19 protein-coding genes are annotated in these 15,718 nt (G+C 56.0%); 3 read left to right on the top strand and 16 right to left on the bottom strand.

What is annotated here, in order from left to right:
• Window positions 1–131 precede the first annotated feature (131 nt).
• Both ACZ495_RS10295 and ACZ495_RS10290 read left to right on the top strand, forming a co-directional pair.
• Window positions 132–569: a Panacea domain-containing protein gene (locus tag ACZ495_RS10295; RefSeq protein ID WP_464262220.1), complete on the top strand. Its 438-nt coding sequence runs from the start codon at window positions 132–134 to the stop codon at window positions 567–569.
• A 2-nt stretch (window positions 570–571) separates the two neighbouring features.
• A complete protein-coding gene (locus ACZ495_RS10290; RefSeq protein WP_464262219.1) occupies window positions 572–973 on the top strand; it encodes a hypothetical protein in 402 nt (133 codons plus the stop codon).
• Window positions 974–1,066: 93 nt separating this feature from the next.
• Here ACZ495_RS10290 and ACZ495_RS10285 read toward each other — a convergent pair whose 3' ends face one another.
• From ACZ495_RS10285 to ACZ495_RS10210, 16 genes are all read right to left on the bottom strand, one after another.
• Window positions 1,067–2,557: a hypothetical protein gene (locus tag ACZ495_RS10285; RefSeq protein ID WP_464262218.1), complete on the bottom strand. Its 1,491-nt coding sequence runs from the start codon at window positions 2,555–2,557 to the stop codon at window positions 1,067–1,069.
• The gene (locus tag ACZ495_RS10280; protein ID WP_464262217.1) at window positions 2,554–4,167 is read right to left on the bottom strand and encodes a hypothetical protein; all 1,614 of its coding nucleotides are present in this window, start codon (window positions 4,165–4,167) and stop codon (window positions 2,554–2,556) included. Before ACZ495_RS10280 ends, ACZ495_RS10285 begins: the two co-directional genes overlap by 4 nt.
• Window positions 4,168–4,170: 3 nt before the next feature.
• Window positions 4,171–4,512, bottom strand: coding sequence for a hypothetical protein (locus ACZ495_RS10275; protein ID WP_464262216.1), 342 nt, complete (start codon window positions 4,510–4,512; stop codon window positions 4,171–4,173).
• Window positions 4,512–5,420 carry a tail fiber domain-containing protein gene (locus ACZ495_RS10270; RefSeq protein ID WP_464262215.1) on the bottom strand — a complete coding sequence of 303 codons (909 nt, stop codon included), beginning with the start codon at window positions 5,418–5,420 and terminating at the stop codon, window positions 4,512–4,514. The genes ACZ495_RS10275 and ACZ495_RS10270 overlap by 1 nt, the downstream gene beginning before the upstream one ends.
• 1 nt (window position 5,421) lies before the next feature.
• Window positions 5,422–5,829, bottom strand: coding sequence for a hypothetical protein (locus tag ACZ495_RS10265; RefSeq protein ID WP_464262214.1), 408 nt, complete (start codon window positions 5,827–5,829; stop codon window positions 5,422–5,424).
• Window positions 5,830–5,832: 3 nt separating this feature from the next.
• Window positions 5,833–7,413 carry a hypothetical protein gene (locus tag ACZ495_RS10260; RefSeq protein ID WP_464262213.1) on the bottom strand — a complete coding sequence of 527 codons (1,581 nt, stop codon included), beginning with the start codon at window positions 7,411–7,413 and terminating at the stop codon, window positions 5,833–5,835.
• A 2-nt stretch (window positions 7,414–7,415) separates the two neighbouring features.
• Window positions 7,416–8,018, bottom strand: a complete 603-nt coding sequence (locus ACZ495_RS10255) for a phage adaptor protein (RefSeq protein WP_464262212.1) — start codon at window positions 8,016–8,018, stop codon at window positions 7,416–7,418.
• A gap of 1 nt (window position 8,019) precedes the next feature.
• Window positions 8,020–8,307, bottom strand: coding sequence for a hypothetical protein (locus ACZ495_RS10250; protein WP_464262211.1), 288 nt, complete (start codon window positions 8,305–8,307; stop codon window positions 8,020–8,022).
• Between the two features lie 52 nt (window positions 8,308–8,359).
• Complete coding sequence (locus ACZ495_RS10245) at window positions 8,360–9,340, bottom strand: SU10 major capsid protein (protein WP_464262210.1); 981 nt, start codon at window positions 9,338–9,340, stop codon at window positions 8,360–8,362.
• Between the two features lie 18 nt (window positions 9,341–9,358).
• The gene (locus ACZ495_RS10240) at window positions 9,359–10,378 is read right to left on the bottom strand and encodes a hypothetical protein (protein WP_464262209.1); all 1,020 of its coding nucleotides are present in this window, start codon (window positions 10,376–10,378) and stop codon (window positions 9,359–9,361) included.
• Window positions 10,379–10,398: 20 nt separating this feature from the next.
• The gene (locus tag ACZ495_RS10235; protein ID WP_464262208.1) at window positions 10,399–10,869 is read right to left on the bottom strand and encodes a hypothetical protein; all 471 of its coding nucleotides are present in this window, start codon (window positions 10,867–10,869) and stop codon (window positions 10,399–10,401) included.
• A gap of 2 nt (window positions 10,870–10,871) precedes the next feature.
• Window positions 10,872–11,189 (bottom strand): hypothetical protein, encoded by a 318-nt coding sequence (locus ACZ495_RS10230; protein ID WP_464262207.1) that lies wholly within the window; start codon window positions 11,187–11,189, stop codon window positions 10,872–10,874.
• A complete protein-coding gene (locus ACZ495_RS10225; protein ID WP_464262206.1) occupies window positions 11,146–13,137 on the bottom strand; it encodes a portal protein in 1,992 nt (663 codons plus the stop codon). The genes ACZ495_RS10230 and ACZ495_RS10225 overlap by 44 nt, the downstream gene beginning before the upstream one ends.
• Before the next feature lie 79 nt (window positions 13,138–13,216).
• Window positions 13,217–14,641, bottom strand: a complete 1,425-nt coding sequence (locus tag ACZ495_RS10220) for a terminase large subunit domain-containing protein (protein ID WP_464262205.1) — start codon at window positions 14,639–14,641, stop codon at window positions 13,217–13,219.
• Window positions 14,641–14,928 carry a hypothetical protein gene (locus ACZ495_RS10215; protein ID WP_464262204.1) on the bottom strand — a complete coding sequence of 96 codons (288 nt, stop codon included), beginning with the start codon at window positions 14,926–14,928 and terminating at the stop codon, window positions 14,641–14,643. Before ACZ495_RS10215 ends, ACZ495_RS10220 begins: the two co-directional genes overlap by 1 nt.
• A gap of 15 nt (window positions 14,929–14,943) precedes the next feature.
• Window positions 14,944–15,252: a hypothetical protein gene (locus ACZ495_RS10210; protein WP_464262203.1), complete on the bottom strand. Its 309-nt coding sequence runs from the start codon at window positions 15,250–15,252 to the stop codon at window positions 14,944–14,946.
• A 207-nt stretch (window positions 15,253–15,459) separates the two neighbouring features.
• Between ACZ495_RS10210 and ACZ495_RS10205 the strand changes: the two genes are divergently transcribed.
• Window positions 15,460–15,627 (top strand): hypothetical protein, encoded by a 168-nt coding sequence (locus ACZ495_RS10205; protein WP_464262202.1) that lies wholly within the window; start codon window positions 15,460–15,462, stop codon window positions 15,625–15,627.
• The last annotated feature ends 91 nt before the right edge of the window (window positions 15,628–15,718 follow it).

The raw sequence follows: 15,718 nt of genomic DNA, 5'->3' as shown, positions 1-15,718 counted from the left end.
CATGATTTTTGAAAACCGAAGGGTAGCAGGGGGACGTTTTAAAATTGCTTTTAGTCCATAGATGCCTTATTTTCACTGTACGGGTAATGCCACTGAGGCTTGCATAAGCCCTGAAACATGTGAGGTGGGATATGCCTACAGCGAAAGACGTAGCCAACTATTTTCTCTCGAAAACTCGTGAAGAAATTGGCGATAATATTACACATTTGAAGCTTCAAAAGCTTGTTTACTATGCTCAGGGATTCCACCTCGCGGTGTATAAGACCCCTCTGTTTGATGAGCCAATTGAGGCGTGGGATCATGGCCCCGTAGTTCCTGCGCTCTACAAGGAATACAGGGTGTATGGATCAAGCCCTATCCCCGGCACAGTTGAGGCAGAAGCCGTTTTGCCTTTTACAGAAGAGCAACTTGCCCTTTTGGATGATGTGTATGAGGTGTACGGGCAATTCTCGGCTTGGAAGCTACGCGCCCTGACACACAGTGAACCGACGTGGGAAAAGGCTTATCCTAATGGCATCATTACGCATCAAGCAATGGAAAAGTTTTTTAAAACACAGATTGACGACTAGCGATGAAGATCAAAAAAACTCGCTACACAAAGAAGTCTGGCAAGATAAGTCCGTCTAACGTATCCAACACTCAATCCATAATGGACAAACGCCCCAAGTTTTCATTGAAATATCTTGGAGGACAGCACTGCTTGTCACGCTGCACCAAAGATGAGAAGGCGGCCTTTGCTGACCGCATACATCGGCTTTCTCAACAGACTTGGAGCCAAATATTCCAAGGTGACAGGCATGGCGGCGGCTTTGAAAAAATAAACGAACCCCTGCCGTGGATGCCGGACAAATTCTCTGAAAAGCAAATTATCGCTTTCCGTTTTGCTGGCATGAAGGCTATGCTTGGTTTCTCCGACAAAGAGATATTTTACGTCTTGGGTTTGGACAGGGATTTTACCAGCTACGGACATTAGTGCCACTTAACATGTTGCCCACCGGGCCGGGGATTTTCACCCCGGCCTTTTCTTTTCCTTTCCATCCCTATGCAATTGTCAAAGACCTGTGGGCTATTTGCCCAAGGTGATCTTAACGCCGTGCCTGCGCAGCATGTCGGCGTAGGACTCCTTGGCGCGTTCCCCAGCATACGCCCCAGCCGTGGCGGGCGGGTGTATCTCTGAAAACACTTGCTCCATGAGCTGTGCCGTTGGGCTGTTCATGGCGTTGCGTGCGGAGTCAAGGGCGAAGGCTGCGCGGGCCTTTGTGCCTGGCTGCCGACCTATTGCGCCAGCAGCAGCACCCAGTGCCGCGCCAGTTGGCCCACCCAATGCCCACCCAAGCCCACCACCCCCACCAAGCCCAGCAGAAAGCCCCATAACGTCCCAGTTACCACTTCTGGCAGCAGCCTTTTCAACCGGGTCAGCAAGTGCATTAAGCCGCGCCAACCGCTCGTTAATAGGCCCGACCTCTGGAACGTTCTGTTCGATTGCCACGCGCAATTGGTGGGCAATGCCCTTGTTTGCCTCCTGCGCAGGTGTGGTCATTGGCTCACCAAAGGCCTTTTGTGATTCAAGCTGCGCCCGCCGTTTGATCTGCTGCGCCGTAGCCGTATCCAGATTCCCTGCGCCCCAGTTATCCAGAAAGTTTGCGTATGCGGTGTCAGCACGTCCAAGCAGGCTTGCGCTATTCGGGCTATATCCGAGTTTGCTATCAGTATAGTCCATGGCTCCGCGCACGATGGATTCTGGATCTATGGTGCGAGGAACCGCGCCAGATGCTTCAAGCTGCGCCCGATCACTTATCAAGCTGCCAACATCGGAGCCGAGCTGCTGCTTGAGCACGTTTATTTGGTCGTTTCCTGCGGCATTGGGCAGGATTCGTTCTTGCAACCCCGTTTCAATGATTGCGGCTCGTTCTTCTGGTGAAAGCGTGGTTGAGGGCTTCAAGGCAGACCCATACAGTTTTTCAGGCGTAACCTTTAGCGCATCCGGCGTGATTGCGCTTACACCACGCCCAACAGCCCCAACGCCTTTTCCAGCAAGGGATATGGGGTCAGTCATGCTTGCCGCTGTTCCTGCCAATTCTGCGGCCCTACCAAGCCCTTCAGCCAATCCAGACTTCCCTGCGAGTTGCGCACCCTTGGCTATGCCCTTTGCCGCGCCTGCGCCCCCGGTGAACACTGTGGACATATCAGCCAGCACGCCTACCGGGTCATACGAAAGCGCCCGCTTGAATCCGTCCATGCTGCCGTATCTGTCAGAAAAATACTGGCCCACGGCATCAGCATATTTTTCGCTGTCCTGTTCGCCGGGTATCAACTTTTGGGCCGCACCAATGGCAACATTACCCATGGCCTTTGCCGTTTCGATAGGGCTGCTGAAAGCATCGACCATATCCCCGGCAAAGCGCTTTGCAGACGGAACAATATTGCGCATGGCATTGCCTGGAACGTCAGACCACGATGGCGACAGGTGCGAAGAAATAGCACCCTCCATAACATCGCGTGGCGTACCATCGGGGAACTGGGCAATACTTCCATCAGGGAGGCTTACTTCAATCATTCTAGCCTCCCGGTTTTGGGGTTGAAGGTGAAGCGTTTACTTGAAGCGCCAGCCAGAGATTGCGATTGGGCAGGCGCACCGGCTGGTTGAATCCCGCTGCCCGTCTGAATATCTGCTAGCGGCTTAATATCTCCGTACACAGACCGCCAGCTTGCGCTCTTTGTTGCAATATAATCTTTATATCCTTCAAGTTTTTTGCGAATAGTTGGCAGGTCGTCTGATGCCGTGGGAAGGAATCCTTCAAGTCTCACGCGCTCTTGATCTGATACTGCTGCGCCAGAAAGTGCGTTCATAATCACACTGGACATCTGAGAGATTGCAGAACGGAGGTTTGTGCCGCCGGGGTCTATGCGGTTCTGGATAGTTTGCGGAAGCATGCCAAGCAAAAGTCCTGTCCCGCCTGCACCACCGCTAGCCGCAAAGGCATCCAGTTGTTTCTCTACTCGCATCGCCTCGTCCCATTGGCTTCTCAGATCGAAAGCATCTTTTTTTGCCGCAGTGTCGATAGGCATATGGGTAGATTTGCCAGTTTTTTGTGCAGCCTCAAAGGCTCCCATGTCCATATTGTAGCGCTTGATGTTGGCTTCATCGCGGGACTTAAGCCAGTTAAAAATGGCTTGGCCTTGCTGTGACCCCAAAAGCTGTGGAGGGAAATTGTCTACTGTTATTTTTACACCATTGACGTCAAGACTTGCAGGCTCGGGCATTTGCGGCATTTCCGGCCCGGCAGAAGGGGAAGGCGCACTCTCGCCAGTAGTTGGTGTAGACTCTGCCTGTAACGGCGTTGCGTCAGGCTGCACTCCAAACATCGGCGCGAGACCGGACAAGACGCGGTCAGTTTCAGTTTGCTGGTTAAGAGGGACTCCAAGGCTCTGCTTCATGGCATTGAGCACAAGCCCCATTGTGGCGTTTTTGTCACCTTGGCTACCGGGGGTCGGGGCATGGCTCGATTTAAGCGGCCACAGTCCGGCGCGTTCCATCAATTCCCCGGTTGTAGGCTGTGGCTTCGGGGGCCACAGCCCGGCCTGCTCCAAAAGTTCCTGATCGGTTCGGCGGTTAAGATCAAGTGCAGAAGCATCGGCACGAACACTCACAGCATCGGGCAGGGATAGCATGTTGCCTGATTGACCACCCATTCCTTCTGATGACATTGGAGACCAGCCAGGGGAAAGCACTTCATCTGCCGCCCTACTGGCTGCCGCATCCAAGCCGGGTATACTGCCACCAGCGCCGCCAGATGCAGGAGAAGACATGCCATTGAGTAGATCGTTCAGCCTTTTGCGGGCGGCTCTTTCATCAGCATCTTTGGCGTAAGCCATGCCAAGCCGCTGCTTTTGCAACGCCAGTTGAGCCTCCTTCCACTTGTCCTCTTGCGCAAACCTGCGCTCCTGCATGGCGGTGTTTTCTTTCCACCGTCTGTCGTCGCGTGCGTTGGCGTCAGCCAGCCGCCGTTCCTGCATTCCGAGGCCCATCATCTGCATATTTTGCGCATTCTGCTGCTGCGTCATGGCAAGAGTGTGCTGGATGAAGTTGTTCGCCAGCTCCTGCATAGACTGTCCGGCCTGCTCAAGCCCGGTGGGCTGCCTACGGATATGGATGACGTTTGCCATTGGCTACCTCCAGCCGGGGAAAAGACCGTTCATAGCGGCCATTTCATCTTCCGTTGGCAGGTTGGCTGCCCCTGTTTTCATGCCAGGCAAAGAGGAGCCGAAGCCTATGACATTGGCAGTAGTGTTGAATGCTGGGAGGTTGCCACCGGCCTGTATGCCACCACCATCCGCTCCCCACATGCGTTCAAGCAATTTGGCCCATCGGTCGTTGTTTTCCTTCATCATGTTCATCTGCTGCCCGCCCATGTAGCCTGCGCCAAAGCCCGCCATGCCCTGACCGAGAGCGCCGAGGGTGTCTCCAAGCATATTCCGCTTGTTTTTCCTGATAACCTGCACACCAGCCATTACGCGGCCCTCCTTTCATTTTCGAGTTCTTCAACGCGGGCCGCAAGCTCCTGCACGGCCTTGAACAGCACGCCTGCCATGTCCATCAGACTGATTTTCTTATCACTGCCGCCGAATCGTGCCGAAAAATCTTCGGCATACGGTCCGATGTGTTCAGCCTCGTCAGCAATACCTTCCTTGTATTTCCAGCGCTCCACAGGCAGGCTTTGCACCTTTTCAAGCACGGATTCTGCGGGACGTTTGTTTTCCTTGAAGTCGCGCGATGACGCCGCAAGCATCATGCCGCCCATTTGCGCCGCACCGCCAAGAGCAGAACCCAGCCCACCCTTGCCGCCGCCGCCTTCATCCTGCACAACGGTCTGACCCTGCATGATCGACGGTATGGAAATGCCCATGCCGCCGAGCAGGTTGCTAATAATCTGCTGCTGCATGGTGTTGCCGTAGTTCAATTTGCCCAGAGCATTCTGGTTGTCCCAATTCTGCGCCAGTGAAGACAGGTTGTAGTCAAGCGCCTGCGCTGCCTGTGCCTTTTGCTGCGCGTCGGCCATTGATGTTGCGTAATTCCCTGCCGCGCTGGACATCGCACCAGACATAAGACCATTGCCAACGCTTCCATAAGTGCCCCTGGCCCCGAACAGATTCTTTGTGTCAGTCAATGCCTGATCGTATGCAGCCTTGGGGGCCGCACTGAAGCTCTTCAGGTAATCCTCTCCCGTGCCGCCGCCGAACAGGCTTTTGTACTCGCCGTAGGGGTTGGTCATGTCAGGGTAGGGGGAGTAGTTCTCCTGCCTGCCGAGAGCATTCTTGAACTTGCCCGCACTCCATTCGCCCAGGTCCATCAGCCACTCCGGAGTGGTATTGATTACCTCCGTACCGCCGCCGCCATCTTTTCCACCGCCGCCGCCCATATTACAACCTCCTGCCGCATGTGCGGCCAAGCTCATTCCACCCATATTTTGCCAGCGCCCGCACCCAGCCGGAGCGGCCAGAGCAGGTGATATATTCGCATCCGTTCGACACCGCGTAGGCTTCACACAGGGCTACAACATCGTCGATCATGGACATAAGGCCCTTGCCGCCGATTGCGTACACGATAGCCGTGCGGTTTGCGCTATTTTCGACACAGCCAAGCACCAGCCAAACAAAACTATTGCCGTCAACGCAGCGCAGCAGAATCTTTTTCCCCTGCGCAATAGACAGGCCCATGTCAGACAGTGGATAGTTTGAGTTGCCGCGCAAATTGGCCTTCTCAATCCATTTTGAGGCATGCGGCCATGCCTGTTCAAGTTTGTCAGGTGTTACGTTGATTACGCGCATATATTACCCCACCAGGGCCAGTAGGCCGTTTATATTGCCGATAACAACGCGACCACCGACTGTCCGCACTTGAAGCGACAGGGCAGAGCGGCGGACATTTGTTTTTACGTCGAAATACTGCGCAATCGGCTCACTGCCGCCTGATATTTTCCAGTTGGCGTTGGCTATTTTGTCGTGCGCGTCGTAAATTTTCTGCGAGCTACTGCCCGTTTCTGCGGTGTCCATCTCTGCTACCAGGTAGCGCCCGCCGCCTTCGTCCACCGCCTCAATGCGTACATTGGTTGGCAGAATGCGCCCCAATCCGAGCTTGACACCCTTCAAGATCACATCGCCGCCCATCTGCTCGTACTTCTTTGTGCGCAGCGTGGCGTAAATCGGCTTTCCGCCGTCTGCCGTCCAGTCTGTGCCTGTGGCTGAGAGCATATAGAGACGCCCATCATCGCCACCGATGTACACACGTTCGCCCACTTCACACAGGCTGCGCATGGCAATCGGAAAGTGCATTTCAGTCCAGGCGCCACCACCCTGCATAGGGTGATACAGAACTACCGTGGCAGCGGCTCCACTGCGACTTATCCACCAAAGCTGGCCGAGATTCCTGACCCACTGCACATTCCCGTGCGTCGCTTTGCGGGCAGAGGCGGCAATCATTGGGCGAATCTTCGGCCCCATCTTGGGATCAACGGCGATGTCACCATACGCACCTGCAGATGATGGTGAGAGGGATTGAGCGCCGTCAGAATCGAGAAAAAATACTTTGTCAGCCACGCCTGCCATACAGTCCAGCGCTACGGCTGCCGACGTCTGCGAAAGCTGTATGCCTTGCCATTCTGCGGGTGTGCCGGTGGTGGAAATCATGTGCAGGCGCTTTTGCGTCACTGCGCCTGTGGTGTCGTGATGCACTTTTGACACCACCAGATAGCCATACAGCGCCGCCATGGCGTTAATGATCATGCCCTCACCAAATCCTGCCGGGACGATCACCGCCGCACCGCCCTCAGTCACGCTCCACTTATCGTACTGTTCCGGCTCACTGAAAAACACTGCGTCAGGGCTGTCTAGACTGTTGCAAACAACGCGATCAGCAATGGTCGTCACAACCGTGGGGCGCGTTGGGCTGCCCTGAATCTCGTTGATTGTGGTTCCGTCCCACGCAACCAATCCACCGTTGCGGCCATCAGCAATGAGCAGTACGCCGTCAAACGACAGCAGGCCCGGTGCATTGCCGTTGTGTGTCTCAAGATCAAGAACCTTGGCCCAGGTTGGCGTAGGTCCGCTTTCATCTAGCCGATAAAGCGCGTCTGCGCTGGTATTTGTGCAGGTCGTTGCGAGTAAGTGCGCCGTTCCGTCAGCCATTACATGATAGTGCAGCTTCGATATGCCAGCCGGCAGGACAGGCGCTGCTGTCACGGCCAGGCCGTAGCGCGTAACCAGGCCATTTATGTTCGGCTCGTACCACATATTATAGGCCCGCGTGAGGGCGTTATCATGCAACGCAGCCGGGGAAGTGGACAGATCAAGGCCGCGATCCGGCACGCACTGCACGGCCTTCACCGTCTGCTGTTTACGAGAGCGCACAGGCATGGCTATAACCACCCTCGCGGCTGTATCACTGGCGGATTGCGCGAGATAGCCAGCACAAGCATGTTGTTTTCCAGGTCTTGCAAAAATTGCACGTCCTGTGTCACCGTCATTTCATCATAGTTCGCCAATCTCAGGCGCACATAGTCAGAGAGAGGGGCGTCAAAAACACCGTTCCACGGCATCTTTGATGCAGCGGTGGTAAGGGGAGCAGGGGCTTGCCAGTAGCGCAAGGTCAACACGGCCTCGCTCGATGGCGGGCGCTTTACAACGCCTTGGCTACCTTCAACGGCCCACACGGCCAGCGGAGAGGTGGCCGTTATGGTTTCAAGCTCTTCAATGCCCTTTAGCTGCACAAGCTTCCCGTCATGGTACAGGCCAACAACGCCGCGAAAATCATCAGGCAGGGCGAAAGTGCCCACATCGGCAGGCAGCAATACCGTAGCCCGGCCCATGCCGTAATCAAGCATATTTCGCTTGAAAATTGCCAACATACGCTCGGCGGCGCGGTTCAGTTCACTCAGAATAAACGTGTCGCTCCACCTGTTTTGCATCTGGTCGCCCAGGCCGCCGCGAATGGCATATATGACGTCATTGGCTACGCTCATGTCAGTTCACCCGTATTTGTGCGTTGCGCTGGTTCCCGCTGTCCAAGTACTGCACCGTGCGGTATTCGGGGTGTTCGCGCAGGTACTTTTGAATATCCTTGCCCGTCAGCACTTCGCCACGCTCTTCATAGGAGCGCATGAGGTCAAAATAAACCGCAGCTGGTATTTCACCCACAACGCGGTGGGTTCCCCCCTTGCTCATGCCGTTTCGTGACGCTGCCTTGACCTGCTGGGCGTACGTTGCAACGTCCATCACGATAGCGGCATCAGGCCCTGTGATTCTGCTCATGTTCTCCCCCAGGTTCGGCGGCCCCCGATGCCGCCTACACCGTATTGAATCGTTACGCGGCGGGCATGACGCGGGACAGGTTCACGATGGAACCAAGGCCCTTCTGCGTGCTGCATTTGAGCGTCATTTCAGCCACCAGCATGCGCTTTTCGCTGTCGCCGGTCTTGGCCAGGGTTTCTTCCTTCACCGGGCGCAGGGTCAGGCGCTTGAAAATGTCCTTCTTGTAGACAAGAAGCTTGTCGTACTTCGTGCCGGAAACGTCGGTCGGCTCAATGAACCGTTCAGCCAGTACAGCCACGGTTCCCATGTCGGTCTCGATGACGCGAACGGACATGGTGACCTTTTTGGCATCTGCATTCTGGTTGATTGTCAGTCGGCCCGCATCGGTGAACTTGCTGATCTTACGTTTCTGCGTCATGGGACACAGAACGGTGTCAGCCTCGACGCCCTGATCCCAGATACCCTGAAGCACACCCAGGAGGATGTTTTCAGTGATGTGGTTGGTGTCCGCAGGCGTGGCCGAAAAATCGTGGTAGCGACCGTCCGTAGCGCCATTCACGGTGTCAACCCACGCGAAAGCACCCTTGAGCTTGCGGGGGGTGCTGCCAGAGCCAGCATTTTGCACGCCGTTCAGGAGGTTCCATTCCATATCCCGGGCCAGCTCTTTGGTCTTAAGCATGCGCAGGCGACCAAGCTCAGAGGTGCGCCCGTACTTGGCAACCTTTTCAACGGTGGCACTGACTGAGAAGTCCTTCTCGAAAATCTGGCAGTAGTTGCCAGCCCTGGCCGGAGCGACGCCTTCGGTGGTCGTGACGTCAAAGCCTTCAACATGCGCGTTTTCTGCGGCAACAGCCAGTTCATCTTCCAGCCATTCCTCATAACGCTGAATGGCTTTTTCCTTGCTCATGTTCGCCATGAACGGGGTGTCAGTGGGGCTGAAAAGCCCGATATTGTCGTCTACCGAGGGCTTGAGCGAGTTGCTATAGCCTGTGGTGTAGGTATTGGTGACGACCGAAGCGAGGGAAGTAGACATAAACTGCCTTCCTTTGGGTTATTGGTTTTCAAAAAGGTCGTTAAAGGCTTCGGCGTCACCGCTCAAGGCCTTTGCCATTGCCTGTCGTGCGCGCTCCTCCTTGGCTGCGACAGCGGTTGCCGAGCCCTCAAGCCGTGGCGCATGGGGAACAGTTTTGACGGCCTGCGCGGGAGTATCGGCGGGAGGCTGCTTCGACTTCTGCAATGCCGTCTTAAATTTGCCAAACCACTGGCCGAACAGCTCGGGGTCTGCCCGCAACTTGGCGTCAATTTCCGCCGCCTGCTGCATGGTGATCGCGCCTTCGGCAACCTTGGCTTGAAGGTTCTGTGTCATGAGACTGCTGACGTCGCTGTAGTCAGGGTCAGACTGGTACTTGGCAAAAGCCTTTTCCCGGCGGGCCTCGGTAGCGAAGTTGTTCACGTCGTCGACGAAGGGTTTGTACTTTTCTTCAACCGCCTTCATGATCTGAGGGAGCAGGGAAGGTAGCGCTTGCGCAAGCACCTGCTGTTGGAGTAGAGACATCGCTTCTTCAGGCGTCCCAGGCTGAGGCATCTGTGCCTGCCCGGCGGTATTATGTCCCGCAATCTGCGGAAGGGGCTTGCCCTCGCTGTACGCCTGCAAGAGTCCCTGCAACTGCTGATCGCTCTGAACGGCCTGAAAAAGCTGCATGGCCTTTTCCACCTGCGGACGGTTCTGCATGAACTGGATGCCGGTTTCTGCGGCCTGGATAAGCTGATCAGCCGTCAGCTTCGCGGGCTGCCCGAACAGTGGAATTTCATAGGTGTCCGGCTGTTCATCGGCCTGCGGCTCTTCCGTCGGGGCTTCCTCCGGTGCGGCCTCTTCCTGCGGCTGTTCGGCAGGCTGCTGCTCACCCTCTGGCGCATCAGCATTGAGGGCTTCGCCGTCGGGTTCGTCGCCTTCCGCTTTGTCCGCATCCAGCATCGCCGAGAGCATGTCCTCGGTGAAGCCGTCCGCGTAAATATCCGGCTGTGCCTGCTCTGTGGGCGTAGCCTCATGTTGCTCAACAATCTGACTCATGGTTCCTCCCCGAAAGGTTGTTATTCGGACTCGCGCGGCGTGTACTCAAGATACCCAGCGCCGCCCTCTGGCAATTCGGTGCCAGAGATGGTTGCAATGTTGGCAGACAGCACGGAATATGCTTCCAGCGCATCGAGACGGGCCAGAATGCTTGCCATGTCTGCGTCATAATTCGTCTGTAGTACCCGGCTGTCAGCGTTGGCATTCGCAGCATCAATGGCATCTGCCGTACTCAACGCCTCCGCAGCGCCGATTGCTGCCGGGGTAATGGGGTCGCTGCCGTCAGTCGCATGTGTCGCGGCATGCGGCGCAGGGGGCATGCCAGCAACTCCAAACGGAATATCATTGACGTACAGCCATCCATCAGTTGCCACGCGGATATTCACCGGGTCGCCCGCCGCCGTGTACAGCACAAGGCACTGCGACCCGACGTCAAATGTCGTCCGGTTCTTATCGTCCGTGTACTGTTTCGGTGCGGTCAGGTTTCTCATGGCTATTTATCCCTGCTAGCTTCGCGTTCCTGGGCGGCCTTGCCCATATTAATATCGCGCGTGGGCATGCCCCTGATCTCGTTCAAAAGGTCAATCTCTGTGCACAGCTGCGCCAGCCGCGTCTCCTGACCTGTGTACAGGTTGAGCTTTTCCCACATGCGGGCATTAATCATGCGGTCAAGCACGCCCATCCAGTAGCCGCCGTCCTCACCGTGCTCGAATTCATTGGCTTCATGCCCGGTTTCGATCAGGGTATCGTTGCTCTGCGCCTCAGGCTTAGAGGGCAACGCCTGCTTCATCTCTTTCGTTTTGCGCGCCATTGATGGCCTCCACTGCTTTTATTTGCTGTTCACTGGCCGCCATTTCCTGCATCATTCTCTGTTGCTCTTGGGCCTGGGCGGCTTTTTGTTGCTGCATCTGCTGAATTTCTTCTTCGGAATAGTGGTAGCTTTCCAACTGAATGCCAGACAATTGCCCGATGCGGTCAATCATTTTCGCGACATGTCCAACGCTCATTAGTCCAGCCTGGATGCCGCCGCCCTGCGCCAGCGCCACCATTTCACGCAATACTGCTGCCTGCTGTGCCTTTTCCTGCGGGCCAATGCCTAGCTCGATGGTAACGGTGAAATCGTTGGCGTAATCCTGCGGATTGATCTCGTTCCCTTTGGAGACGAAATACTGGATATACGGCGGACCAAAAAGCTTGAAACACTCCACCACATCTTCCAGAACGTCTTTCCAGCACTCGGCAATCACGTTTGCCATGTATTTTTGGCGCTGTTGGGCGAGGGTTGCTATTGTAGCTATGCCAGTTGCCGTTTTATTCAGGCTGTTGGCGTCAATCCCCTGATTGTATCGCGTAACGCCAGATACTCGTTCTGAGCGACCTTCGAGCATCTCAATGGCCTTGAGTATCGACGGGTCAGGCTGTGCGCTGCGGGTGATTTCAAACTTTTTCTGATTCAGCGTGCCTGCACTGGCCATCATCACGTCACCGATCATGCGATTAGCCCAGCTTGTGGCCAGCACAGCATCATCGGTGATCAATCCGCCTTGCACAGAGTCGGCGCATGCATCGTTCCACAGGCGAGTCTGCTGTGTTAGTTCGATCTGAGACTGTTTCAGTGTTTCTGGGTATGGCACCCCCTCGAATTTCCACGGACTTTCAATAGCTCTGGCAACACGGAACGGCGGGCGCTTGTATGTGTTTTCCTGCACCGACAGAATCACATCACCGGCTGCCATGTGGATAACCACAGGTTCGAGCAGGCCGTCATTGTCGATATCAAGAGAGGTATAGACCTCCCACACTTCAACGGCGCGGCCTGGCTGTGCGACCCTGATAGCATCGCCGGGGTCGTCAGATTCTGGTGTGGGCAGATTGGCAACGTCATAGCGATACGACGAGTCCCCAAAGGAGTCAGAATTATCGCTGCCTGCCAGATTTTCTTGCACACGGGCATAGCTGCCCTTGCGGTATACCCCTGCGTCTTCACCCCTGCGAATGTCTTCCAGACGCTTACTGACCCGGTGAGCCACAACCCGGCACTTGTCGAGGTCGTCACTGTCGGGTGAGTAGTAAAAAGTCTCAGGGTCAACGGCGAGAATACGCGGGCCAATGAACGTAGGTGTCATTTTGACCGCTTTCACGCTTTCAAGGCCCGCCAGGTACGGTTCGGACACAGGCTGCCCGGACTCGTCCACCACCGGGAGCCCGGTAATGGGATCAACCACTGGCCGCTCTGCCACCACTTCCTTGTACTTCGTCAGCTCCCACCCGGCTGCAAGCACCTGCTCGGCCTGTTCCTGACTGAGCGCGTCAAACTCCTGTGTGTCTTCGCGGTATTCTTCGTCCCAAAACGTTTTTACGATGCCGTAGTGGTTCTTGAGGCAGCAATCCAGCCAGTAGCGAATCTGCCGCGCACCGTACTGCGCCTCAAATATGTTCCAGCGCACCAGCTTACGGATACGCTCCCCGGCGTCAGCGTCTTCGCCAACCTTGATGTCGAAAAAGTCCGGCGAGGTGAAAAGCTGGTCAAGCCCGACTTTCATTCCCTCTACAGACTCATAGACCAGCGGCGCGACAACCTGTGACCAGCCATCACGGTTCAGATGGGCAATACCGTCAGCGTCTTTGCTCATGGCGTAGAGCATCGCGTACTGCTCGCGCTGCGGTCGCAACTCGTCCTGCCACGCCTTTGCGCGGTCAAGGTCAGGCTTGACGATCTGCTTTATAATTTCATCGCTGATGCTTATTTTCTGTGGCATTGCGCCCATTCCTTGTTATTTTCCCCAGCGGCAGCCCCTCGGGGTGGGGTTTTCGGGGATCAGCCTAGCCGCTGGAAATTTATACGACCCTGCTTCGCTGCACTGGCCATCGTGCAGCCTGCGCCTCTTGCGGATGCTTCGCTACGTCAAGCCCGCTCATGCACAGGTAGCGCATGGCGTCGCAGCAGTGGTCGTCCTTCTTGACGATCCGGCCCTTTTCGTCTCGTACGTAGCCGCGCAACTCACGGAGCAGGTTAGTGCAGTTTGAAAAAATCTGTAGTTTGCCTGTGGAGAGCAGCGTCCATACCCGCATAATCCCGGCCTCAACAGAGTTGTCGGCGGGGGTCAGGTCAAGGCCAAGCGACTGATATTCTCCCAGCAGAGTTGTGCCGTCCTTCTGGTTCGCACCAGCGCTGGCCGGATCAATAACGCCGGGAATCCATGAGCCACGAGATTTGATGCCGTGCGAGTTTTCGAGCGGGGTTGCCTGTTTGGCGTAGTGCTCTGACCAGATCACCCAGCGGTCTTCCCTCTCGCTGTACGCACCGAACACGGCAGCCGTGCAGTTCCAGCCTACATCTAGTCCGTAGGCGCGTTTCCAATCATCGGTTAATGTAAACGGCTCGATCACATAGCGGGATTGCTCAACCGGGTAGATCACACCTGCGCCCATCTGCGGGAGTCCACGGCTACGGGCGAGGCGCATGAAGGGCGGATAGGTGGCAAGCATTTCCTGCTTTGCCTGCTCGGTCAGGTGTGGAGCATCGTCCCACCCGGCCATGACCACAAAACGCCCGTTGCTCTCGCCTTCCTCAATGTCGTTGTCGGGGAAGAAACTCAGCACCGTTTCGGACATGCCCTTGAGCGGGGTGAACGTGAGCATAATCATGCCCTCGTTGGTCATGGTTCGCGTCAGGCACTCGATATACACGTCAAGCGGCGGCTCTTCGTCGAGGAGGATCACGTCGACTTCCGTGCCTTGGAATGCCTCGCGCCCCTGGTCGTAGCTCTTAAAATGCAGCGTCGACAGGCCACCTGATGCGTGGCGCACTTTGACGCTCGAAAAACTGTCTGTAATAAATCCGGCAGCGGTGTGTTTAATCAGCGAGGGGTGAACCAGCGCCAGGGCTTCCAGCAGCTTTCCCTTCTCTCCGATCACCTTTTTTTGCAGAATATCGCGTGTGGTTTCGCGGGTATCGCCCGACGCCCAAGCAGTTATTGCCGTGTCAAACCGGCGGCCCTGCCACCAGTCTGGATAACGGCCGGTCAGGTGCAGGGCCAGCTCATAGCCGCCCGCGCCCTCCGTCTTGCCCACGCGGTTGCCAGCCATAAACAGGCGCTGGCGATACTTCGTTCCAGCCGCCATAAAAGCCATATGCTTGGCGTACCCGGCCCGCTCTTCCGCCGTCTGATACATCCTGTCGATAAGACAGGGCTGCCTGTCCAGCCGGATAGACTCCAGCAGGGCCAGCAGGGTATCAGGGGTGGCGGGCAGAGCGCTCACTAAAATTCAGCTCCAAGTTCTCTGGCCATGCGCAGGGCTTCGGCCATCTTCTCTTCAGGCGACATGGCCGCGATGCGCGCGTTCAGGTCGACATGCACCTCTTTGGGCAAAACTTTCCCGACCAGCGACATGAACGCGGTGGGGTTCTCTTTGGCCTGCTCAACGAGGTAGTCTTTCCCGCCAACGTCAGACAGGGCCGTTAAAATCATGCCCTTGAGATCGGCGTTTACCTTGTTAGGTACGCCTTTCTTGCGTCCGCCCGTCTTTGGTTGTCCCTTGCCTGCCACGTCTACTTCCCTCTGTTACAGACGTCCGATAACGCCACGGATGCGCTCTTCGATGGCACTCACCATGCACTGCATTCCATCGATTCGCCCGTACAGACCAGGGACACTGTTGCACTCGATGCCCTGCGAAGAATCACACGGGGTAAATTTGTCTGCTATGGCTTCCAAGTTTTTCACCGTATTCGACAGGCCAACGAGCCTCATCTCCAGTGCTTCAACCAACCTTTCAAGACTGGGACGCTCGTCATTGACTGGCATAGAGGTTGCTGTGCTACTCATGGAGTTTGTCAGTCCTTCCCTCGCATAGTCTGCAATGGTCTTCATAAGATTTCTCCTTGCCCACCATCGGGCACTCAATCTGTTCATTGCCGCACGCCACGGTGCAGCCGTTTGGCCCTAGCAGCGGGCAGCCAGTGGGGCAGTACGCTTCTCTTGCTTTTCTGCCCGCTTGCATCTCTCTTCCGCTGGGGTGCTCAGTGTCGTGTCGATGTCCCACGGCATTGTCCTTTGCTTACGTCTGGTAGGACGCTGGTGTCCTATCAGATGGGACACAGGTGTCCGCTCCACTATTCCACTATTCTTTCCACCCTCTACTGTATCGAGCGGGATCAGGATGGACGCTCGGCCCGTTACCTTCGATCTAAACAGTCCAGCGGCAACAAGGCCACTGACTGCACGTCTGATGCTTCGGGCAGATAGCCCGCACTCGTGCGCCAGTGTTTGCTGCCGAATACGGATCGTCATTGACAATACCGAAAGGTGCAGGGCAAGGGCCATGCCCACCAGCTTT

The sequence above is a fragment of the Desulfovibrio sp. GTC20076 genome, from assembly GCF_055385905.1.
This window is presented reverse-complemented; position numbering and strand designations above follow the sequence as displayed.